The sequence below is a fragment of the Aneurinibacillus sp. XH2 genome (assembly GCF_001439585.2).
Taxonomy (GTDB): domain Bacteria; phylum Bacillota; class Bacilli; order Aneurinibacillales; family Aneurinibacillaceae; genus Aneurinibacillus; species Aneurinibacillus thermoaerophilus.
Genome location: NZ_CP014140.1, coordinates 1,792,273 through 1,814,032 on the forward strand (window position 1 = coordinate 1,792,273; position 21,760 = coordinate 1,814,032).

Sequence of the window (21,760 nt, forward strand, 5' to 3'; positions counted from 1 at the left end):
AACTTTTTTTGCATGTCTGCGAGTTTTTTTACATTTAATTAACACGAATGGTAACACACCAAGGTGAAAGGAAAAGAGAAAAACAAATTAAAAACAGGTAAAAACAACGAAACAAACAAAAATTAATGTGGAATTAATATTAGATTAACATTTCTTCTTTATAGTGAGAGGTGTCAAGCAATTACAAATTTGATAAAACGAAGCGAGGGAGAAAAAGATGAAGCGATGGAGCAAGCTGTTGCTGGTGATGACGCTATTGCTGTTAGCTATCTTGACAGGATGCGGCGGTGGAAAGGCAACGACGGGAGAAAAAACGCAGGGAAATGGGGAAGGAAAAGCAAAAGAGTTAACGATCTATACGGCACTAGAAGATGACCAAATTCAAACGTATTTGGAATCATTCAAGAAAAAATATCCTGATATTAAACTGAATATTGTGCGCGACTCGACTGGTGTCATTACTGCTAAGCTTCTCGCGGAAAAAGAAAATCCGCAAGCGGATGTTGTGTGGGGGACAGCAGCGACAAGCCTGCTGGTGTTAGATCAAAATCAAATGCTGGAAGGTTATTCACCAAAAGGAATTGAACGTATTGTTCCACAGTTTAAAGATAAAGCAGAGCCTGCGCATTGGGTGGGAATTGACGCTTGGGAAACAGCGATAATTGTAAATACAAAAGAGTTAGAAAAGCGTAAGCTTCCGATTCCGCAAACGTATGCTGATTTAATTAAGCCAGAATACAAAGGGTTAATCGTCATGCCGAACCCGTCTTCTTCCGGCACAGGGTTTCTGACGGTTTCAGGTTTACATCAATTGCTTGGGGAGCAAAAGGCATGGGAGTACATGGATAAGCTGCATGAAAATATTGCGCTATATACGCATTCCGGTTCCAAGCCAGCGAAAATGGCGGCGCAAGGGGAATATCCAATCGGGATTTCCTTTGGTTATCGTGGGATTACGGAGAAGAAAAAAGGAGCGCCGGTGGAAGTTGTATTCCTGAAAGAGGGCTCTGGATGGGATCTGGAGGCAAATGCGCTGGTGAAAAAGAAGGAGATCAAGCCGGAAGCGAAGCTATTTCTTGATTGGGCGATTAGCGGTGAAGCGATGAAAGAATACAACAAGAACTTTGCGATTGTTAGTGTGAAAAATGAAGGACAGGGCATTCCGGAAGGGTATACTCAAGATCCGTTAAAGCAACTCATTCCTTATGATTTTAATAAAGCAGCGACTGAGCGTGATAAGATTTTAGCGGAATGGGACAAGCGCTATAGCGCAAAAAGCGAACCGAAAAAGTAGAAAGGAGAAGAGATGGGCTTATGAACGATGCATACCTTTCTGTACATAACATTTCCAAGCAATTTGGTACATTTACCGCGTTACGTGATATTAGCTTTGAGATTCGTAAGGGTGAGTTTGTTTGCCTGCTTGGTCCGAGTGGGTGTGGAAAAACGACGCTTCTTCGAATTTTAGCCGGATTGGAACAGCCGAATCAGGGGCGAATTTTCGTCGGGGGGAAGGAAGTAACGTCCCTTCCTCCTGCACAGCGTAATTTCGGGATGGTATTCCAATCGTACGCTTTGTTTCCGAATTTAACGGCCTATCAAAATATTGCGTATGGCTTGAAGAACAGAAAGCTGTCCAAACGGGAGATTGATGAAAAAGTGCGGGAAGCACTGGCAATGGTGGATTTAGAACATATCCGAGACAAGTATCCGTCTCAGCTTTCGGGAGGACAGCAGCAGCGCATTGCACTGGCGCGTGCCATTGCTTTGTCACCTGATTTTCTACTCTTGGATGAACCATTGTCGGCACTCGATGCAAAAGTACGCATGAAACTGCGGCGAGAAATTTGCGCCTTGCAAGACAGATTAGGAATTACAACGATTATGGTTACACATGATCAGGAAGAAGCATTAACAATGGCAGATCGGATTATGGTGATGAATCATGCAGAAATTGTGCAAGTCGGGACACCGGAGGACGTATATCAGTATCCAAACTCTCCGTTTGTGGCTGACTTTATCGGAGCCATTAATTTCTTATCTGCTTCCCAGTTGAGCGACGTTACATCAGGAAAGGAAGCGTTGATGGCCGTACGTCCTGAACATATTCGCATCATGGAAGTGGAAAGTGAAGTTGGCTTGCAGGCTGTGATTCGGGATGTCGAATTTCGTGGCCCGTTTTACCGGGTCATGCTGCAAATGATAGACGAGCGCAATACACTAACGGATCAGATGGTGATGCTTGATGTATCGGCGCATGTATCAGAGCGGATTCGCCTGGAAAAGGATAAAAGGTTATCACTTGAATTACCAATGGAGAGGCTGATCTCATTTGAAGAAAGCATGGTGGCAAAATGAGCGCGGGGAAGCGAGATTGCTGGATTCGCCGATGATTCGCCAGAAAACCGGAAAAGATGAATGGATTCAAAAAGCGCTGTTACTTGTAATGCTTGTTTCGCTCTTTGTCAGTATAGTCATACCCCTTGGTGTTTTGTTTCGCCAGGCATTATTCGATAAAACAGGAGCGTTTGTCGGGTTTGCCCATTTCATTTCGTATTTTTCCAATTCAACGCTGGCACAGTCTCTTGTGAATACGATATACGTTTCCACTGTTACGACAGTTGTATCCGTCATGCTAGCGTTCCTGTATGCTTATGCGCTCCATCGTACGGCGATGAGGGGGAAAGGATTTTTCAAATATGTGGCCTTGCTTCCGCTGTTTGCACCGACGATGATGTATGGCATTGGATTGACCTATTTGTTTGGCAATCAGGGAGTGGTAACAACAGGGCTGTTCGGGTACTTCTCTAAGGGTATTAATATTGATCTGTACGGTCCGGTTGGCATCATTCTGGCGGAAATTGTGTACACATTCCCGCAGGCGTTTCTGATCGTAAGCGTTTCGCTGGCGGTCGCGGATTATACGTTGTACGAGGCGGCGGATACGCTAGGTGCAGGCAAAATCCGCAAGTTTTTCACCATTACATTGCCTAGCATTAAATATGGGCTTGTTAGCTCCGCATTTGTTACATTTACACTGTGTTTTACCGATTTCGGTGCTCCGAAAATTGTTGGTGGACAATATAACGTGTTGGCAACGGACATTTATAAGTATGTGATTGGACAGCAAGATATGGGCATGGGTTCCACTGTGGGAATGCTCTTGTTGATTCCGGCCGTGCTCGCATTTATCGTAGATCGCTTGGTAGAACGAAAGCAAGGCTCATTTATTACGGCTAAGTCCATTCCTTACCGAGTGGACAAAAAGCCGCTGCGTGATCGTCTTTGTTTTGTGTATTGCTCATTTGTAGCAGGCGCCATTCTTGTTCTGCTTGGCGCGGTAGCGCTGGCGGCGTTCGTGAAAGTATGGCCGTATGATGTAACGTTTACGCTGGCACACTTTGATTTTACAACGGTCGCTGGCGGCGATGGAATGACTTCTTATTGGAATAGCGTGCTGGTAGCTGCGTTAAGTGCAGTTGTCGGAACCGTGATCACGTTTGTAAATGCGTACTTGATTGAAAAAACTAGATTTATGCCGATGCTGCGTCAATTTGGTTATTTTATCTCGATTTTGCCAATGGCGGTTCCAGGGTTGGTGATTGGTCTCGCCTACATCTTTTTCTTTAACCAGCCAGGCAATCCGCTGAATTGGATGTATGGAACGATATATATCATCATATTGGCGAACATTACGCATTTTTATCCGGTGGCATTCATTACGGCAACAAGTGCGTTGAAAAAGCTGGACAAGGAATTTGAACTTGTTTCTGAGTCTATGAGGGTGCCGTTTTATAAAACGTTTTTCCGGGTTACCGTACCGTTGACATTGCCAGCGATTCTTGAAATAGCTGTCTATTATTTTGTGAATTCGATGGTTACGATTTCGGCTGTAGTCTTCCTTTATTCAGCGGATTTCAAACTGGCATCGGTGGCGATTGTCAATATGGATGACGCCGGCGATATTGCCCCGGCAGCAGCGATGTCAATCCTGATTGTGCTAACAAATATTATTGTGCGAACCATATATGAAGGGCTGACGGTCAAATTGCGTCAGCGTACGCAAGCATGGCAAAAACGATAAATGATAGAGGAGGAGAAGACAATGATACAGGCTGTGATTTTCGACTGGGCAGGAACAATGATTGATTACGGATGCTTCGCCCCGCTGGCGGCATTTATGGAAGCTTTCAAACACAAAGGTGTGGAGATTACCGTGGAAGAAGCGCGGGAGCCGATGGGGCTTTTGAAGCGTGAGCATATTGCGGCGATTTGTGCTATGGAGCGTGTTGCCGGTGCATGGGAGGAAAAGCATGGCAAACGCCCGGATCATGCAGATATTGATGAGTTATATGCCGATTTTGAAGCCAGATTGTTTTCCGTGCTTGCGAATCATGCGAAACCGGTTCCGGGAGCCGTCCAGTTGGTCAATCGTTTGCGTGAACAAGGGATGAAAATCGGCTCTACGACAGGATACACGACAGATATGATGCATGTTATCGTACCGAAAGCGAAGAAGCACGGGTATGAGCCGGATACGCTTGTGACACCGGATGAAGTGCCGGCAGGCCGTCCATTCCCCTGGATGTGCTATACGAACGCGATGCGCTTAGGTGTATATCCAATGTGGCGGATTGTAAAGGTAGGCGATACGCTGAGCGACATTCAGGAAGGAAGAAACGCTGGAGCATGGACGGTAGGTGTAATTAAAGGAAGCAGCGAGCTTGGTATGACAGAGGAGGAAGTACATGCATGTGATACAGATGTACTCAGCAGAAAAATGACGGATGTCCGTGATAGATTCCTCCACGCCGGGGCCCATTTTGTCATTGAAACGATCGGTGAACTGGAAGAAGTGATTGCCGAGATAAATGAGCGCATGCGGCAAGGCGAACGCCCGTAATCAGAGAAAGAAAGGAAGAAGAAAATGTCCAAAGTGATGCTCCATCAATTGCCAGACAATTCTTATTTGTTATTAACGCCTGGACCGCTTTCAACAACGAAGCGGGTCAAAGCAGCAATGTTGCGTGATTGGTGCACATGGGATGACGATTACAAAGAACTCGTACAAGCCATTCGCCGGAAGCTGGTGCAATTGGCTGGTTCGAATATGGAAGACTATACGGCTGTGCTCATGCAGGGAAGCGGAACGTTTTGCGTTGAGTCCGTTATTGGCACAGCGATTCCGGAAAACGGCAAGCTGCTTGTGCTGACCAACGGTGCGTACGGCCAGCGGATTGCACAGATGGCCCGCATGCTGCGCATTGAAACGATGGTTCTCGATGCAGGAGAAGTTGCGCCGGTAGATGTCGCGCGCCTGGAAGAAGAACTAAAGCACGATCCGGATATTACGCATATTGCAGTGGTACATACGGAGACGACCACTGGGATGCTGAATCCGATCGCGGATGTTGGGAAGGTAGCTAAAGCGTATGGCAAATGCTTTATTGTCGATGCGATGAGCAGCTTCGGCGGCATTGCGCTCGACGTAGCGGCACTGGATATCGACTTTTTAATCAGCAGTGCGAACAAGTGCATTCAAGGTGTTCCGGGCTTCGGATTTATTCTGGCAAAAAAAGAAGTGCTTGCTGGGTGTAAAGGACAGGCCCGCTCATTATCGCTTGATTTATATGACCAGTGGAACACAATGGAGAAGCAAAATGGAAAATGGCGTTTTACTTCTCCGACGCATGTTGTACATGCTTTTTACGTTGCATTGCAAGAATTGGAGGAAGAAGGCGGTATTGCGGTACGGGAAGCGCGCTACCGGCAGAATCAGCGCACGTTGATAGAAGGGATGAAGCGCCTTGGATTTATGCCGTTGTTGGATGAGCAGCATCAATCGCCGATCATTACATCCTTCTATTATCCAGAAAGCTCATTGTTTACGTTTAAAGAGTTTTATGCCCGGTTGAAGAGGGAAGGATTTGTGATTTATCCAGGAAAAATTACGACGATGGATACGTTCCGCATCGGAAATATTGGAGAAGTGTACCCGGATGATATGAAACGACTGGTAGAGGCTATCGAGAAAAACATATTTTGGTAAAAAGATGAGATGATATATAGTAAAGGAGAATGAACATGAAAGTATTTTGCTTAGGTGGGGCAGGACGAATTTGTCGGGAAGCGATTCTGGATTTGGTGCAGCATTCTTCGTTTGAAAAAATTACAGTGGCCGATTTTAACGAAGAGGAAGGTCACAAAGTGGTAAAGTGGCTGAACGACCCACGTGTCGATTTCCAAAAAGTTGATGTGCGGAACCGCGAGGCGACGGTACAGCAAATGAAAGGATACGATGTCGTAATGGATGGTACGACCATTACACTGAATGGGTTGTCTACGGCATGCATTGCGGAAGCGGGGTGCCACGGTATTAACCTGAACGGATTCGGTGAAGAGAGTGCGTCTGATAAAGTGTTCAAAAAGAATGGAAAAACATGCGTACCGGGCTTCGGGATGACACCAGGCGTAACGCAAATGATGGCGATGCATGCTGCTAACCAATTAGATGAAGTGGAAAGCATTCGTGTAAGCCATGGCGCGTTTCGTCCGATTGCTTTTTCGCGTTCGATTGCGGAGACGACCACCTATGAATATGATCCGAATTTGCCAGACCGTGTTATATATGAGAATGGCGAATTTGTACAAGTTCCGCCGTTTGCAAGACCCCGTGAAATTCGCCTGCCGGAGCCATATGGCACAACGGTGCAGTATATCATTCCGCATGCGGAAACAAAGACCCTAGCGAAAGCGTTGGCGCATAAAGGTATAAAATTGATCGAAGTGCGCGGCACATGGCCGAAGAAAAACATGCAATTAGTTCGCGCGCTGTACGAATGGGGCTTTTTGCGCAATGAAAAAATTAATGTTAAAGGCGTAGAAGTTGGCATTCTTGATTGCATTAGCGAATATTTGTTCAATTCCAAAGAAGGAACGGAAACCGAGCTGTACGGATATTCACTGCATGTGGAAGTCGTAGGCATGAAGGATGGAAAACGGATGTGCCATACGTTGTATCATACGCACCCGGCTTCAGATGGCTCGGTAGAAGGATGGGAAAAACTGCGTGCGTATACACGTAACGTCGGTATCCCGATGGCCATTGCAACGGAAATGCTGGCAAAAGGGATGGTAAAGGCGACAGGTGTCATTACACCGGAAGAAGCGTTTGATCCGGCTGCTATTTTCAAAGAGTTGGAGAAGCGTCAAATTTTTGTTCATGAGGAAATTACGGAGATTGGTGCGGAAACGCAGGCGATAGTAGAGTCTATGTCACGCTAATCAAAAAGGATTAAGCAATAAAACAGGGGGCTTTGGTGACGTGTCACTCATTGGAGAAGAAAGAAAACAGTTTATTTTGCATCTATTGCATGAATCCGGAAAAGTAAGAACGACGGAGCTCGTAGAGAAGCTGGAAGTGTCGTCTGAAACGATCCGGCGTTACCTGGAAGAGCTTGAAAATGAAAAGAAACTGAAACGGGTATATGGTGGGGCTGTAAAAGTAAACTACGGCAAAGAAGAGCCTTCTATCTACACGCGCGAGATTCTTTATGCGGAAGAGAAGAAGCGGATAGGAAGAGCTGCTGCCAGCTTGATTCAGGATAATGAAATTATCGCAATTGATGACGGCACGACGACGATTCAACTTGTGCATTATCTTACGGGAAAAGAGAACCTTACGGTGATTACCGCGTCTGTACCTGTTTTATCGCTTCTGTTGCAGTATGAAAATCAAGGGTTGTTTTCCGGGGAAATTTTTTTTATTGGTGGCAAGGTAAATCCGCGCTATTCCCGTACATCCGGTTCGTTAGCGGAAAAAATGATGGAAAACTTTTATGTAGATAAAGCGTTTATTGCGATTGATGGAATTTCTCCGGAAAGAGGCATCACAAGTTATGATGTTGAGCGAGCGATGCTGTCCCGAAAGTTTATGGAACAAGCTACACAAACCATTGTCATGTTTGATGGCTCAAAAATTGGTGTAAGCAATTTTTATAAGCTGGCTGATCTTGAAGATACGGATGTTCTGATTAGCAATGTTTCCATACCCGTTGAGTGGGAAAAGGCAGTTAGAGCTACAGGAGCGGAATGGCTGGTTGCTGATTAGAAAAGGATCCCGAGATTGTTGTTTGCGTCAAAGGTGGGAGCGCAAAAATGGTGGCGGAACTGCTAGCACTACTATGGTGAAAAAATAGCGATATTGAACGATTTATTTGTTATTTCGAATGCGATTGGTCAGTCACTATATGAAAAGGGGGGATAACTACAAAGAAATGGGGAGGCAGAGAGAAAGGGTAGGGAATGGTGCCAAGCTCTCCAGCCTCCCCCGCTTCTTCATCTTTACAGTTTTTCTACGTCAATCATAGCCAATCATAATGTCTGTATCCATATCTATACTTTTTAGTTCGATGATACGCAATCCATTGGCATGTTACTTTCTTAATGGATGAGACGCACGATCCGCTTCTTCTTCCATGACCATCGATAGTAGGAATATTGTAAAGCGAGACTGATGATGAATGCAGCTGGATATCCAACCCATATTCCTTTAATGCCAAGGCTGCTAAAGTGTGAAAGCAGGTAAGCAACAGGCACTTCAACACACCAGATCGATATTATGCTGAACACAGTTGGCCACAGTACAGTTCCACTCGCACGCATTGTAGCGGCAATGACCAGTGCATGGCCAAAAATCAAATAACTCCACAGAGTGATCATTAGCAAACTATGTGCGATATCAAGCGTATGCTTGCTTGTTAAGAACCATGACAAAATATCCTGCGAGAACACATAGACAAGTATGATTAAAATCCCACCGATTACATAATTAAGCAGCACACCTGCCCGAATCACTTTCTTTAGTCGATCGAACTGATTCCCTCCTATAGACTGTGCGGCAAATATGGAGACGGCAATGCTTAGACTTATTGCTGGCATTGATACGTAACTGACCACTTGATTTACTGCACCATACGCTGCGGTAGCATCGGAACCAAAACGATTCACGAATGTGATGACGGCAACTTCAGCCAGGGATACGAGTATCATATTGATGCTGGATGGAATGCCAAGACGCAGTAGCAACTTGAGCAATCCTACATCCATCCGTAGGTGCTTCCGAACGGATGCATCGAATCGAAGTGGATGCTTTATTTTGTCTAGGTAGATAAGCATGATGACAAATGTTAGAACCGTTGATACTATGGACGCGTACGCTGCCCCGTATATACCGAGTTTTGGCAGACCCAGCCAACCAAAAATCAGAAGGGGTAACAATCCTACATCGAGTACCGTGCTAATAATAAGAAAGTAAAACGGTGTCTTGGAGTCACCTATACCACGTATAAAAGTGGTATAGGCAATATATAAAAACATAACCGGCATAAACCAAAATAAAATTCGCGCATAATGGACACTTACGGCAATGATATTTTCTGGTGTGCCTATTAGTTGCAGGATATCCCAAGTGAATAGACCCCCAACCACCGCTAACACCACTCCAAGAATGAAAGTAAAGGTGAGTGTGGTACCAACGATTGCTTTAACACGCTCTTCATTACGTGCACCATATGCCTGACCGATCAAGATGGAACTGCCTGAACCTATTCCGATAGTGAATGAAATAAGTAGAAAAAATAATGGAAAAAAGGCAGAAATAGCAGCCAGGGCGTCTACGCCAAGCCAACGACCGACAACAACACTGCCAGCTAATTGACCAATCGATTGCAGAGCATTGCTAATAATCAGAGGGATAAGAAACATGAACATAGAGTACCACACTGGGTGGTTGCTCGTTTCCTTACTCTGTGAACTCGTATCTTCTTTGTTTATATTTTGGGGTGGTTTCAACTTTTATTTCTCCTTTTTGTTAGGATTTCTTTTGATTATATCCACGTTCACCATAAGGTTGTAGTGTATCCAGCCATTTTTGTTTCAGTTTTTTTAACGCATCTTTTGCGTCAAAATATCCGTTCTCTTTCACTTTTAAGGTCTCTAATACTTCAAAGACGAAGGCTTCTTCTCCGAATCGATTCCAATCCTCTTGAAGCGATTTGTTTACGTGACCACCCAGGTTCAACGCAAACTTCTTTCCATTTATTGTCTTCAAATTCATAGTACTATCTATAAAAATCTTCTGATTTTTAGTATTCTTAATCTGATAAACTCCAGCCTGGGGTTTCCATTCTTTGTATAGTCGTTTCAATTCTTTTTTACGCTCCATGTGTTCCTCTTCCTTTCTTTTAGAATCACTTTTTAACCAATACTGGCTTCCATCTGACTTTCTATCTAAAAATCCGTAATCAATTAAGTACCTTCTTACCATTACATAATCATGATAAACTTCCTTTAAAATCTGATTGATTTCTTTTTCATTATAGGTTCGTTCACTATCAAAGCGCTTTGCGATTTCATAAAGGACAACCAGTTTATTTTTTTCCTTTTTAGGAAAAGTATCCAATGGTCCATCCGTGCCTTCAGGAAAATACTTTTTCAAAATCTTCTCTCTTTCTTGCTCGGTAACATTGTAACGTTCATCCAAAATCTCGAATGTTTTATGAAGGCTCATAAAAGCCGGCACATGTTTGTCCTTTTCTTTTAACAGTTCCATTATGGCTAAAAACACTTTGGATTGACGTTCCTTCTCTTTTAGTACAAAGCGGTAATTTCGAATCGTGGAAGCACTTCCGATATTCATTTCTTTTTGGACTTCGGCATCGCTTTTTCCCTGATAAAGTAGCCGAAGAAGAAGGTTCTGACGGTCTGTTAAACCTGTGAGTTTCTTGTCCAGCTGGATCAGGTAATCGAACACTGATTGATGGTTTTTCTCAATATGGAGCCGTATGTACCTTTCAGCTTCATATAGAGTGCCTTCATCAGGGTAAATAATGCCTTTTTCAAACTTTGCACCACAGAGAAGACATATATAATGCTCATTTTCTAGAATATACCCACATTTAAGTTCCTCCAACGATGCATTCCAAAATCGTTCTGAATTATTCATAAGCAAACAAACTCCTTTTTAGTTTGTAATATAATAGACATTATAAAATTTAGTCTATAAAATATCAACTATTTATACATTCTGTCCATTCTTTTATTTTCGTAAAAACGATGCAGCATGAAGAATAAAAATAGCCATGCTTATTGCGGAAATAAGAAGAAGCCAATCTTGACTGCTTTCAAGATTGGCTTCTTCGCATTTACACATGTCTTAATATTTTAGCATTTGAATGATTTATGCCGTGTAAGGGTGGCATAGCATAATATAGCGCTGGCTTCAGCGACGGCGATTACAATGCCCATTGGTACAGCCGTGTAGCTTCCGCCAAGGCCGACGAGAGGGGCCACCATTCCTCCAAAGATAAATGATAGCAATCCAAGCAATGCAGATGCGCTGCCTGCCGATTGTCCTTGATTTTGCATTGCCAGAGAAAAACCGGTAGTCGTTACGATTCCGACGCTTGACACAACGACGAACAATGGTAGTAGGACAGCAGAAAGCCGGGCTCCGATAAGAATCATGACAAGGAGCATAATGCCACCCAGAAAAGCAAGACCAAGCCCGCTGATGAACAGCTTTGTTTCACCCACCCGATCCACTAATCTGCCAGTGATTTGAGTAGCGATAATAATACCAAGTCCGTTAATAGCAAAGAACATGCTGAACATCTGAGGTGAAACACCGTATATATTCTGAAGGACGAACGGCGAACCGGATATGTATGCAAACATAGCGGCTACGACCAGCCCTTGGGCCAGCGCATATCCCATAAAGACACGATCGCTAACGAGCCCTCGAAATGTAGATAGCGTGTTCTTGATACCACCCGCTGAGCGATTTTGAGAGGACAGTGTTTCCGGTAAACCGAAAAGAACAGCAAGAAACATAAGTATACCAATGATTCCAAGTACGATGAATACTCCCGGCCAGGCTGTCACCCGCAATAGTTGCCCGCCTGCGATAGGAGCAACGATTGGAGCAACCCCGTTGACTAGCATTAAAAGAGAATAAAATTTTGTCAATTCTGAACCGGAGTATAAGTCCCGTACGATAGCACGCGAAATGACAATCCCGGCAGCTCCTGCTAATCCCTGAACAAACCGCAACAAGATCAATGCCAAAATAGAAGGCGCAAAAGCGCATAACAGTGATGTGACGGCGTAAATAATGAGACTAGCAAGAAGAGGCAGACGGCGTCCTCGTACATCACTAAACGGTCCGGCAAGTAATTGTCCAAGCGCAAGCCCGAGTAAGCAAAATGTTAAGCTGAACTGGGCCAGTGATGTACTCGTATGCAAATCTCTGGCCAGTATAGGGAGAGAAGGTAGATACATATCTAGAGACAGTGGTCCGAAAGCAGACAGCGAACCTAACACAACAGCCATCCATAGTCGACGTGATCGTGTGGCTATTTGTGAAGTAGCATCCAAACTATTCGTAACATTACTCATAAGTAAGCTCCAACTCTTTCATAAGATTTAAAGAATATAAAACTACATTTATTGTAACAAAAAAAAGAGTGGAAAGCTCAATTTTAATTGTTCTTTTTTACCTGTTTTAAGGTTAAGAAGAACAAGATTTAGCCACCCTATATACAGGTATACAGGCCATCGCATAGAATCGTTGTTTTGCATGTACATACATGAAAGGGGGGAGACTATTGATATTTTTTAAACCAGAATTTCGGAATCAGCAGGGAGAGATCGTAAATGTAGTGAATGCAAAAGGCAGGGCGATTGGTTATATTGCTTATCTATATAAAGAGGACAAGGAGCTTTACATTATGGGACAGTTGAATGAGGAAGGGGAGAAACAGAATTTTATTGACATGACAGCCAGCTTTATTGATGGCCTAAAAAAGGCGATTCTTGGAGATGGCGAGAAAGAACCGAATATATACATTCATTTGGGAGGCCAGTTGCTTCAACTGGACAATGAGGATAACGGTGAAGAGAAATAAAAGAAGAACCTGTATAGGTTGTTACGCATAGGATGGTTTGCAGAAGACACCCGCCCATAAGGAGGAACTCGTAGCTGTGAACCATCCAGACAGCGTTTATCATCCACGGCTTGTTGATCCGTCGGGAGAAAGAGCAGGAAAGCCGAAAGATGTTGGTTTGACCATGTTAATTGATAAAGGAGTTGGCTTGGCTTCATTTGAAGAATTTTTACAGCTTGCCGGTCAATATGTTGATTATATTAAACTCGGGTTCGGCACTGTAGCCCTGTATCCGTCCGAAATTTTGCAAAAGAAGCTTTTGTTAGCCAAAAAAGCCGGCGTTTTCCTATATCCAGGGGGGACAATGTTCGAAGTCGCATACCATCAAGGTGTGCTCAAAGAACATTTGGATTATATGGAACAGATGGGGTTTAGTCATTTGGAAATTTCTGATGGAACCATTGAGTTGCCTGCCAGTGAGCGGCGTACTGTGATACGAAAAATAGTAGCAAGAGGATTCACTGTTATTACGGAATGCGGCAAGAAAGCAAGCGGCAGCCATCTTAGCGTAGAAGACCTGCAACAAACCCTTTATTCTGATCTGGAGTGCGGGGCTTCGTACGTTATTGTTGAGGGCAGGGAATCAGGAAAAAATGTAGGCATATACGATAAAGAAGGAAAGCTTGATACAGAGTTTTTGAGCGCTGTTGAAAAAAAGATTCCGGTTGATGTAAGAAAACACCTTATATGGGAAGCGCCGCAGAAAAACCAGCAGATAGGACTGATTCATTTTTGGGGACGAAATGTAAATATGGGAAACATCCAGTTCGAGGATGCTTACAACCTTGAATGCCTGCGTCGTGGCCTAAGGTTTGACACGTTTATTTTAGGGCATACGAGTTCCGGTTTGCAGGCAACCTATCTTGCGGATGATAAGCAAATTGGCTTGAACACTCCCACCATTTAACATCTTATGATGAATGCTTTGTGCCGTTTCTTTCGTTTTTCACCTCCTTCGCTTCGATTACGTATCTTTTTCAAAATCTAAAGAGAACAGGCGGACAATGAACATATTCAGAAGACACGTCTTGTCCTGAGTCGATTTGTCCTCTCCTTACGCGACAGGCGTTGAGGGAGGAGGCTTCTGGGCAATTTGGATAAAGTGGATTGGTATCAAAAATAATCGTAAAGGAAAGGGTAAATAAAGAGCCGAAATTAAAGAAGCAAAAAATTGGAGGAAGTCGAATGGAGGCAAAACAAGGGACATCAGCCATGATTGCGATTGCCTTTATCCCTTTAGTAATGGTATTGGGGAACTCGATGTTAGTACCCGTTCTTCCCACGATGAAGGCAAAACTGGGTTTATCCCAGTTTCAGACAAGTCTCATGATTACGCTGTTCTCCCTTGCGGCAGGTATCATTATTCCTGTGGTCGGTTATTTGTCTGATCGCTTTAGCCGTAAGTGGGTGATTGTTCCCTCATTAATCTTGTATGGAATCGGAGGAATTATGTCGGGACTGGCCGCTTGGCTGATGGAAAATTCCTATACGATGATTCTGATCGGGCGGATCGTTCAGGGAATCGGAGCAGCAGGAACAGCGTATGTCGCTATGGCGCTTATCGGCGACTTGTATTCGGGAGCTCAGGAAAGCAAAGCGCTGGGGATTATTGAATCATCTAACGGATTAGGGAAAATTTTATCGCCAATTATTGGCTCGCTGATTGCTCTCGTTACGTGGTATGCCGTATTTTTTACGTTTCCCGTCCTCTGCTTTGCTGTGGCTGCCTATGTATGGTTTGGAGTGAAGGAAAAGAAAAAGATGGAAGAAAAGTCTTTTTTTCAATATCTTAAAGCATTAAAGCAAATTTTTAAAAATAAAGGAAGATGGCTTATTCCCGCTTTTTTTGTTGGTTCTGCTGGGCTATTTATTCTTTTCGGCGTTTTATTTTATCTGTCCGATGTATTGGAAGAAACCTTTAAAATCGATGGGGTTCTTAAAGGAAGTATTCTTGCGATTCCGTTGTTCGGAATGGTTGTTACCGCATACATTACGGGAGCAAAAATTAAGCAGAATAAGCCGCTTATTCGAAAAGTAATGGTAGCCGGGCTTGTGATTTTAACCGGTTCTATGTTTGGTGTCGCTTTTTTTAAACAGATTTATCTTATGATTGGATTGCTGACGTTAGGAAGCATCGGAACGGGTCTTTTGTTGCCTTGTTTAAATACGCTGATCACAGGAGCTGTGGAAAAGGCGGAAAGAGGCATGATTACATCCTTATACGGGAGCGTTCGTTTTCTTGGTGTCGCGTTTGGCCCTCCTCTTTTCAGTTGGTTAATGAAAATTTCGCATAAGACAGTTTTTTTGAGCATGACGGGAGTAAGCCTTGCAACGTTGATGCTGTCTCTTTTTTTCATTAAACCCGGCATAAAAAACAAGGGGGATACAACGGAAGAGCATGGCCCAACCACCCTTTTCAGAAAAAGAGAAAAAGCGCCTACGTAATGGTCTAGAAAAATTTTGAAACAAAATAAATAAATTTCAATAAGAGGGCGGTAATCGCGGCCGCCATCAACGGGCCAACCGGAATACCGCGCAGAAAGACAATGCCGATAATGGAGCCGACGACAAGACCGACGATTAGGTGCGGTTGAGCTCGGAGCATATCCAATCCTTTTCCATTCAAATAAGTGGCGAGCGCCCCTCCTGTCAGCGCGATAACCCCCATAAGCGTAGTAAAGAGCGGGAGAAGATCCTTGGCGGTGATTCGTTCGCTGGCAAACGGCACTAAAACGGATATGGTTAAAAAGAGGAGACCCAGTTCCATTCCACGCCGTTCTACCGCCGGAAAAAAGCGCTCCAGAGAGGTAAGCTTGAGCATTAACAGCATGCTTGCCGCCGTAGCGATGATCGGCGAGCGACCGATTAGGCCGACAATAATCAGAATAACAAGTGCTGCTTCGCCTGAAGATACGTGCATCCGCATCCAACCCCTGTCCTTTTCTTCACTTCTATGAAGAAACGGAGGAAAGTATTCTTTTTTCTCGGACAATAGGGACAATTTTTAAAAGATCGATTTGGCCACAGTATAGAATGTCCTCTGTGTATTGATGCTGAACCAAACGCCTGCCTGTGGTAGTGGTAAGGAGGCGCTCGGGAAGCTGGGGAGCCATTTGAAGGTAACAGGCTTCCAGTGCCTCGGATACATCACAGGTATGGATGGCAGCGGCACGCTTTTTGGCCAAATGAACCATCAATCCCGCGGCAAGGCCGTCCTCCAAAGCAAATTCTCCACGAGTACCCGCGCAGTACAGCGTAATATTACAATTTTTATTCAGCGCTTCTTCGATGCATGCGAGGGCATTAAGAAAACATCCAATTAATACATGTTTTGCTTTTTTTGTCTTTTGAATAGCTCTTGTGCCATTTGTCGTTGTTAGAACGAGGTGCTTTCCTGTATGCTTGCCTGCACGCACGGCAGCAGGAGAGTTATTGTAATCAAAATCGGCGATCTTTTTACAATGCCGTTCTCCGGCCAAAACAGTATCAGAAGAGCGTAAAGCATACGCCTGCTCGCTTGTTTCAACCGGAATCACAGAGGCAAAGCCGCAGTTGAAGGCAGTTACAATCGTACTTGACGCCCTGAGCACATCAATCACAATTACCGTTCGTCCGGCCATTTGCTCGGGGCGAATGGCCGCAACGGTTTGTACGGTTTGAATCTCCATTCTGTTTCCTCCCTCTCATATGTATGGCCAAGTGATTCGGGAGCGAAATGCTCGGAATTCATGCGTACTGTAAGCAAGAATGAAGAGAAACGCCAGTGAATCAGCAAACGGGATGTATGAAAAATCATGATGGGGGAAAGCGTAAATAAAAGAAATCGTAAAAGGAGAGAAATTGGTTTTATGAATAATAAACAATCCATTCTGACTCAGGCGCTTGAAACATTAGAGAACACATTTCTTCCATCTGCCGCCGAGCTTTCCAGTAGAATAAGAAATATAAAAGAAAAAGTAGTGGGGATGTCAGATGAACAGTTCGAAAGCAATATGAGTATGGCGACCACTTCACCAGCAGGAGAACATCCTTATCCTGATCAGAGTGTTCGGTTCTTATTAAACGAAGTTTTTCCCGAGATAGAAAAAAACGTTCAAAATACGCAGAATCATGAAGTCATATCGGCTGTTAACGAAATTAGAGGGATTCTGGGCACGGATGATAATTTACACACACCAACATAAAAGGTGCGTTTATCTCCCGTTTCTTTAAGTCTTTTGAACCGGCAAAGAGTGAGGATATGATAGTCATACTATATAGCTTATTTCGCAAAAAGATAAATATGCGAATAGAAACGAATACAAAGTAGGCAAACATCTCAGAGTCACGTGGTGAATATACTAAAGTTATCCACTTACTCTAAGAGGTGATTGTAGATGGGAAAGGTGCGAAATATTTACGCTGCGGGAAATACTGCTCGAGGTTATTATCATTTTTATGAATCCGTCCTCCAGAACCTTGAGCGTCTCTTCATTCTTCAAGGAGGGCCGGGAACAGGTAAATCGTCTTTGATAAAAGCCATAGGTGAAGAAATGATGGAACGGGGCTATGAGATTGAGTGGATCCATTGCCCCTCTGACAATCATTCCGTTGATGGCGTCATCATTGCAGGATTGAAAGTAGGTATCGTAGATGGAACGGCTCCCCGGGTCATTAAGTCGAACGCTCCGGGGGCGGTTGAAGAGTACGTTGATATAGGAACAGCGTGGGATGTCAGTTATTTGCGTGCGCATAAGGTGAATATTATGCAGTTGAATGATGCGGTAGGGCGCGCCTTTCAGAAAGCGTATGATGCTTTTGCTCAAGCTTTGCGCATACATGACGAGTGGGAGCGGTTTTATATTGAAAACATGAATGTTGTTGAGGCGAATAAGGTTACGGATGAGGTGATTGAACGTATTATCGGAGAGCAGGTACTCCCGAAGGCGGCAACGGTGCGCCGAATGTTTTTAGGAGCAGCTACACCGGAAGGGCCGGTCGATCATATTCAAAATCTTACCGAAGACATAGCGAAGAGATATTTCATTAAGGGTCGTCCGGGTTCAGGCAAATCGACAATGCTGAAAAAACTGGCGGCTGTAGCGGAACAGCGCGGATATAATGTGGAAATATACCATTGCGGCTTAGATCCGCACAGCCTTGATATGGTGATCATCCCTGAAAAAAGCATTGCCATTTTTGATAGTACCGCACCTCACGAACATTTCCCGACTAGAGACAGTGATGAGATCATTGACATGTATACTCGGCTTATCGCTCCGGGAACGGATGAAAAGTATGCTGCTGAATTGCAAGAAATCAAAGCAAAATATTCTGCTGTTATGAAAGAAGGCACCGCTTATCTTGCGGAAGCGAAAGCGATTCATGATGAACGTAAAAACATTTATGCAGAAGCGACGGATTTCGGAAAGGTGAAGGTGATACAAAGCAACATCTTGTCTAAGATAGATAGCCTGATTATTTCTGTGGAAAATCAATAAGAGTGAGAAAAGTACTAAGTTGAAAGCGTCGGCTGTTTATTATATAGCCGGCGCTATATGGATGAAACTTGTTTGTTTACCGCCTCTTTCACAACACGCGAGAAGTCTTCTTCCTCCACATGCCACATTCGGTTGTTGTGTGACACACGTGAAAAGCAATATAACACGTTGAACATTTGGCGAGATGTTTGTATACTGAAATGGAACGAGTAGTAGGTGCGTTTTTTAATATCATATCATCAGATGACTCGATCATCAGAAAGGATGATGAATTTATGAAAATTTCGTTTTTTGTTACATGTCTCGCTGATGTATTTTATCCGGGTGTGGCAAAGGATGCGGTAGAAGTGTTGGAGCGACTTGGCTGCGAAGTGGAGTTTCCGCAGGCGCAAACATGTTGCGGACAGCCTGCGTACAATAGCGGATACCATAAAGAAACGAAAAACATTGCGAGGCACATGATCGAAACGTTTGCCGGTGCCGAATATGTGGTGACACCGTCCGGTTCATGCGCCGCAATGCTTCACGATTACGTCAAATTGTTTGAAGATGAGCCGGAATGGCTGGAGAAAGCGCGGGTATTGGCGGCAAAAACGTATGAGTTTACCCAATTTATCGTCGAAGTGTTACGCGTGGAGGATGTGGGCGCCGCCTTTCGGGCAAACGCCACTTATCACCGTTCCTGCCATATGACTCGTCTGTTGGGTGTAAAGGAAGCGCCGATGAAGCTTCTGGAGCATGTGGAAGGTCTTCGTGTTACTCCGTTGCCGAACGCTCATGACTGCTGTGGGTTCGGTGGTACGTTCTCCGTTAAGATGGTGCCAATATCCGAACAAATGGTGGATGAAAAAATACGACATATCGAGGAAACGGATGCGGAGGTACTGATCGGAGCCGATTGCGGATGCCTGATGAATATAGGCGGCCGAATCAACCGCAAAGGAAAGCCGATTAAAGTGATGCACATTGCTCAGGTGTTAAACCATTCAAAACGTGAAGGGGGCGGAAGCTATGCCGATGAAAATCGGGAATGACAAATTTTTTAGCCGGGTTGCTCAGGGGATTGAAAACGGATTCATGCGTGGTGCGGTCAGTTCCGCGCAGGAACGGCTGCGCGGCCGGAGGTTAACGGCGGCCGAAGAATTGGGAGATTGGGAAGAGTGGCGAAAGCTTGGTGAAGATATTCGCCGCCATACGCTGGAGAATCTGGATTATTATTTGTACCAGCTCAGCGAAAACGTCGAGAAGGCTGGTGGCCACGTGTTTTTCGCCCAGACAGCTGAAGAAGCGAACGAATACATTACTGATGTGGTCAAAAAGCGCAACGGCAAAAAAGTTGTCAAAGCAAAATCGATGGTGACGGAAGAAATCAGTATGAATGCTGCATTGGAGGCGATCGGTTGCGAGGTGATCGAGACTGATCTAGCGGAATACATTTTGCAGTTGGACGACCATGATGCTCCGTCTCATATCGTCGTTCCGTCCCTTCATAAAAACAAAGAACAAATCCGGGATGTTTTTGCGAAAAAGCGGGGCTACGATCGGACGGAGAAACCGGAGGAGCTTGCCTGGTTTGCGCGCGAACAGTTGCGCAAAGAGTTTTTGACAGCAGATATTGGGATTACCGGATGTAATTTCGCGGTGGCGGAGTCAGGTTCGATTACGCTTGTGACGAATGAAGGCAATGCCCGGCTTGTGACAGCGCTACCGAAGACGCAAATTACCGTAATGGGCATGGAACGTATCGTACCGACATGGGAAGAGCTTGACATTCTCGTATCGCTTCTGTGCCGTAGCGCTGTCGGACAGAAATTAACGAGCTATGTGACGGGATTAACTGGCCCACGAAGCGAAAAAGCGGTGGACGGTCCGGAGGAATTTCATTTGGTCATTATTGATAATGGCCGTTCTAACATTTTGGGCACGGAGTTTCAGAGCGTGTTGCATTGTATCCGCTGCGCTGCCTGCATTAACGTTTGTCCCGTATACCGGCATATCGGTGGTCATTCGTACGGTTCGATCTACCCAGGCCCGATCGGTGCCGTGCTTTCCCCTTTGCTGGGTGGATACGATGATTACAAGGAACTTCCGTATGCGTCCAGTTTGTGCGTGGCTTGTACGGAAGCATGTCCGGTGCGGATTCCACTTCATGAACTGTTGATTAAACACCGTCGCAAAATTGTAGAGGACGAGGGGCGTTCATCGTTTGGAGAAAAGTTGGCCATGAAAGGATTCGGGCTGGCGGCGCGCTCGCCAAAGTTGTTTGCAATGGGCGAAAAAGCGGCGCCGTTCGTCTTGGGGCCGTTCATGAACGGTGATACTATCAAAGAAGGCCCGAAACCGGTCAAACCATGGACGGATATCCGGGATTTCCCGGCACCGGCGCGCGAATCGTTCAGAGAGTGGTTTGAAAAACGGCAGAAAGAAGGGAAAAAGTTATGACCATCCGAAACCGTGAAGCGTTTTTGAATCAGATTGCGGTAAGACTCGGACGCGAACGACGGACGGACGGCGTCGTGCGGCCCGACCGGACGCATGGTCCGCAGTTGCGCAAATATAAGGATCGTTCCATGGAAGAACTTGTTGATGTACTTAAAGAGCAGTGTCTTCGGATCCACACGGATCTGAAGCTGGCGACAAGCGCAACGCTTCCGCGTGTGATGGAAGAAACGATTGCGTTTTACAGGGCGAAATCCATCATCAGATGGGAAGATCAACGGTTTGCAGAGTACGGACTCGATGTATGTTTCGATCGCCAGAAAGCAGACAAAAACCTTGATGTGTATGTATGGAATCCGGAACGAGGAGAGGAAAATATACGCGCCGCGGAAAAAGCGGATATCGGAATTACGTTTAGTGATATGACACTGGCCGAGTCGGGAACGGTCGTACTATTTGACAGCGGGGAGAAAGGGCGGGTCGTAAGCCTTTTGCCCAAGTATTATATCGCGGTTATTCCGAAGAGTACGATTGTGCCGCGCATGACGCAGGCGACCCGGCGCATCCATGAGATGGCGCAAGAAAAAGGCACGTTTCCTTCATGCATCAATTTCATTTCCGGTCCGAGCAACAGTGCGGATATTGAGATGAATTTGATTGTCGGCGTACACGGACCGATAAAAGCCACATATATCGTGGTAGAAAACCGATAGAAACAAATGAGGACTGTCAGCTGTACGGGGGTGGCAGTCTTTTTTTGTGGGATTGATTGTTTGAAGAATAAAAAAATCATAAATACAGCAAAATACAAAAAAAGTGGTAAAGGATTATCAACAG

20 protein-coding genes are annotated in these 21,760 nt (G+C 44.8%); 15 read left to right on the forward strand and 5 right to left on the reverse strand.

Annotated features, from left to right (window positions below):
* Positions 1-217: 217 nt before the first annotated feature.
* The 7 genes from ACH33_RS08950 to ACH33_RS08980 are packed head-to-tail and all read left to right on the forward strand — an operon-like array spanning position 218 to position 8,110.
* The gene (locus ACH33_RS08950) at positions 218-1,294 is read left to right on the forward strand and encodes a putative 2-aminoethylphosphonate ABC transporter substrate-binding protein (protein WP_057898710.1); all 1,077 of its coding nucleotides are present in this window, start codon (positions 218-220) and stop codon (positions 1,292-1,294) included.
* Between the two features lie 20 nt (positions 1,295-1,314).
* A complete protein-coding gene (locus ACH33_RS08955; RefSeq protein WP_057898711.1) occupies positions 1,315-2,358 on the forward strand; it encodes a putative 2-aminoethylphosphonate ABC transporter ATP-binding protein in 1,044 nt (347 codons plus the stop codon).
* A 31-nt stretch (positions 2,359-2,389) separates the two neighbouring features.
* Positions 2,390-4,084, forward strand: coding sequence for a putative 2-aminoethylphosphonate ABC transporter permease subunit (locus ACH33_RS08960; protein WP_057900307.1), 1,695 nt, complete (start codon positions 2,390-2,392; stop codon positions 4,082-4,084).
* Positions 4,085-4,105: 21 nt separating this feature from the next.
* Positions 4,106-4,903, forward strand: a complete 798-nt coding sequence (phnX, locus tag ACH33_RS08965; RefSeq protein WP_082705964.1) for a phosphonoacetaldehyde hydrolase — start codon at positions 4,106-4,108, stop codon at positions 4,901-4,903.
* A 48-nt stretch (positions 4,904-4,951) separates the two neighbouring features.
* Positions 4,952-6,049 (forward strand): 2-aminoethylphosphonate--pyruvate transaminase, encoded by a 1,098-nt coding sequence (gene phnW, locus ACH33_RS08970; protein WP_204244864.1) that lies wholly within the window; start codon positions 4,952-4,954, stop codon positions 6,047-6,049.
* Positions 6,050-6,084: 35 nt separating this feature from the next.
* Entirely contained in the window at positions 6,085-7,284 is a 1,200-nt protein-coding gene (locus ACH33_RS08975) for a saccharopine dehydrogenase family protein (protein ID WP_057898712.1), read from the forward strand.
* Positions 7,285-7,324: 40 nt separating this feature from the next.
* Positions 7,325-8,110 (forward strand): DeoR/GlpR family DNA-binding transcription regulator, encoded by a 786-nt coding sequence (locus tag ACH33_RS08980; RefSeq protein WP_057898713.1) that lies wholly within the window; start codon positions 7,325-7,327, stop codon positions 8,108-8,110.
* A 332-nt stretch (positions 8,111-8,442) separates the two neighbouring features.
* Here ACH33_RS08980 and ACH33_RS08985 read toward each other — a convergent pair whose 3' ends face one another.
* The 3 genes from ACH33_RS08985 to ACH33_RS08995 form a co-directional block, all read right to left on the reverse strand.
* Positions 8,443-9,852: an MATE family efflux transporter gene (locus tag ACH33_RS08985; RefSeq protein WP_057898714.1), complete on the reverse strand. Its 1,410-nt coding sequence runs from the start codon at positions 9,850-9,852 to the stop codon at positions 8,443-8,445.
* 19 nt (positions 9,853-9,871) lie between these two features.
* The gene (locus tag ACH33_RS08990) at positions 9,872-11,005 is read right to left on the reverse strand and encodes a DUF2087 domain-containing protein (RefSeq protein ID WP_057898715.1); all 1,134 of its coding nucleotides are present in this window, start codon (positions 11,003-11,005) and stop codon (positions 9,872-9,874) included.
* Between the two features lie 218 nt (positions 11,006-11,223).
* Complete coding sequence (locus ACH33_RS08995) at positions 11,224-12,456, reverse strand: multidrug effflux MFS transporter (RefSeq protein ID WP_057898716.1); 1,233 nt, start codon at positions 12,454-12,456, stop codon at positions 11,224-11,226.
* A 209-nt stretch (positions 12,457-12,665) separates the two neighbouring features.
* Between ACH33_RS08995 and ACH33_RS09000 the strand changes: the two genes are divergently transcribed.
* The 3 genes from ACH33_RS09000 (at position 12,666) to ACH33_RS09010 (ending at position 15,449) form a co-directional block, all read left to right on the forward strand.
* The gene (locus ACH33_RS09000; protein ID WP_057898717.1) at positions 12,666-12,965 is read left to right on the forward strand and encodes a hypothetical protein; all 300 of its coding nucleotides are present in this window, start codon (positions 12,666-12,668) and stop codon (positions 12,963-12,965) included.
* Between the two features lie 76 nt (positions 12,966-13,041).
* Positions 13,042-13,911, forward strand: coding sequence for a phosphosulfolactate synthase (locus ACH33_RS09005; protein ID WP_057898718.1), 870 nt, complete (start codon positions 13,042-13,044; stop codon positions 13,909-13,911).
* Between the two features lie 278 nt (positions 13,912-14,189).
* Complete coding sequence (locus tag ACH33_RS09010) at positions 14,190-15,449, forward strand: MFS transporter (protein WP_057900310.1); 1,260 nt, start codon at positions 14,190-14,192, stop codon at positions 15,447-15,449.
* A gap of 4 nt (positions 15,450-15,453) precedes the next feature.
* Here ACH33_RS09010 and ACH33_RS09015 read toward each other — a convergent pair whose 3' ends face one another.
* Both ACH33_RS09015 and ACH33_RS09020 read right to left on the reverse strand, forming a co-directional pair.
* Positions 15,454-15,924 (reverse strand): DUF441 domain-containing protein, encoded by a 471-nt coding sequence (locus ACH33_RS09015; RefSeq protein WP_057898719.1) that lies wholly within the window; start codon positions 15,922-15,924, stop codon positions 15,454-15,456.
* A gap of 31 nt (positions 15,925-15,955) precedes the next feature.
* Positions 15,956-16,672, reverse strand: a complete 717-nt coding sequence (locus tag ACH33_RS09020) for a 2-phosphosulfolactate phosphatase (RefSeq protein ID WP_057898720.1) — start codon at positions 16,670-16,672, stop codon at positions 15,956-15,958.
* A 126-nt stretch (positions 16,673-16,798) separates the two neighbouring features.
* On the opposite strand from ACH33_RS09020, the gene ACH33_RS09025 reads away from it, so the two are divergent.
* The 5 genes from ACH33_RS09025 (at position 16,799) to ACH33_RS09045 (ending at position 21,636) form a co-directional block, all read left to right on the forward strand.
* The gene (locus tag ACH33_RS09025) at positions 16,799-17,188 is read left to right on the forward strand and encodes a hypothetical protein (RefSeq protein ID WP_057898721.1); all 390 of its coding nucleotides are present in this window, start codon (positions 16,799-16,801) and stop codon (positions 17,186-17,188) included.
* 192 nt (positions 17,189-17,380) lie between these two features.
* Entirely contained in the window at positions 17,381-18,484 is a 1,104-nt protein-coding gene (locus ACH33_RS09030) for a PRK06851 family protein (RefSeq protein WP_057898722.1), read from the forward strand.
* A 275-nt stretch (positions 18,485-18,759) separates the two neighbouring features.
* Positions 18,760-19,518, forward strand: a complete 759-nt coding sequence (locus tag ACH33_RS09035) for a (Fe-S)-binding protein (protein ID WP_057898723.1) — start codon at positions 18,760-18,762, stop codon at positions 19,516-19,518.
* Positions 19,496-20,926, forward strand: a complete 1,431-nt coding sequence (locus ACH33_RS09040; RefSeq protein WP_057898724.1) for a LutB/LldF family L-lactate oxidation iron-sulfur protein — start codon at positions 19,496-19,498, stop codon at positions 20,924-20,926. The genes ACH33_RS09035 and ACH33_RS09040 overlap by 23 nt, the downstream gene beginning before the upstream one ends.
* Complete coding sequence (locus ACH33_RS09045) at positions 20,923-21,636, forward strand: LutC/YkgG family protein (protein WP_057898725.1); 714 nt, start codon at positions 20,923-20,925, stop codon at positions 21,634-21,636. Before ACH33_RS09040 ends, ACH33_RS09045 begins: the two co-directional genes overlap by 4 nt.
* Positions 21,637-21,760: the final 124 nt, after the last annotated feature.

What these genes read in the sequence shown, in the direction of transcription:
- ACH33_RS09010 (WP_057900310.1), top strand. Translation starts at nt 14,190, where the DNA reads ATGGAGGCAAAACAAGGGACATCAGCCATGATTGCGATTGCCTTTATC.
- ACH33_RS09045 (WP_057898725.1), top strand. Translation starts at nt 20,923, where the DNA reads ATGACCATCCGAAACCGTGAAGCGTTTTTGAATCAGATTGCGGTAAGA.
- ACH33_RS09030 (WP_057898722.1), top strand. Translation starts at nt 17,381, where the DNA reads ATGGGAAAGGTGCGAAATATTTACGCTGCGGGAAATACTGCTCGAGGT.
- ACH33_RS09035 (WP_057898723.1), top strand. Translation starts at nt 18,760, where the DNA reads ATGAAAATTTCGTTTTTTGTTACATGTCTCGCTGATGTATTTTATCCG.
- ACH33_RS08975 (WP_057898712.1), top strand. Translation starts at nt 6,085, where the DNA reads ATGAAAGTATTTTGCTTAGGTGGGGCAGGACGAATTTGTCGGGAAGCG.
- ACH33_RS09015 (WP_057898719.1), bottom strand. Translation starts at nt 15,924, where the DNA reads ATGCACGTATCTTCAGGCGAAGCAGCACTTGTTATTCTGATTATTGTC.
- ACH33_RS08955 (WP_057898711.1), top strand. Translation starts at nt 1,315, where the DNA reads ATGAACGATGCATACCTTTCTGTACATAACATTTCCAAGCAATTTGGT.
- ACH33_RS09020 (WP_057898720.1), bottom strand. Translation starts at nt 16,672, where the DNA reads ATGGAGATTCAAACCGTACAAACCGTTGCGGCCATTCGCCCCGAGCAA.
- ACH33_RS08950 (WP_057898710.1), top strand. Translation starts at nt 218, where the DNA reads ATGAAGCGATGGAGCAAGCTGTTGCTGGTGATGACGCTATTGCTGTTA.
- ACH33_RS08960 (WP_057900307.1), top strand. Translation starts at nt 2,390, where the DNA reads ATGATTCGCCAGAAAACCGGAAAAGATGAATGGATTCAAAAAGCGCTG.
- ACH33_RS09025 (WP_057898721.1), top strand. Translation starts at nt 16,799, where the DNA reads ATGATGGGGGAAAGCGTAAATAAAAGAAATCGTAAAAGGAGAGAAATT.
- ACH33_RS08990 (WP_057898715.1), bottom strand. Translation starts at nt 11,005, where the DNA reads ATGAATAATTCAGAACGATTTTGGAATGCATCGTTGGAGGAACTTAAA.
- ACH33_RS09040 (WP_057898724.1), top strand. Translation starts at nt 19,496, where the DNA reads ATGCCGATGAAAATCGGGAATGACAAATTTTTTAGCCGGGTTGCTCAG.
- phnX (WP_082705964.1), top strand. Translation starts at nt 4,106, where the DNA reads ATGATACAGGCTGTGATTTTCGACTGGGCAGGAACAATGATTGATTAC.
- ACH33_RS08995 (WP_057898716.1), bottom strand. Translation starts at nt 12,456, where the DNA reads ATGAGTAATGTTACGAATAGTTTGGATGCTACTTCACAAATAGCCACA.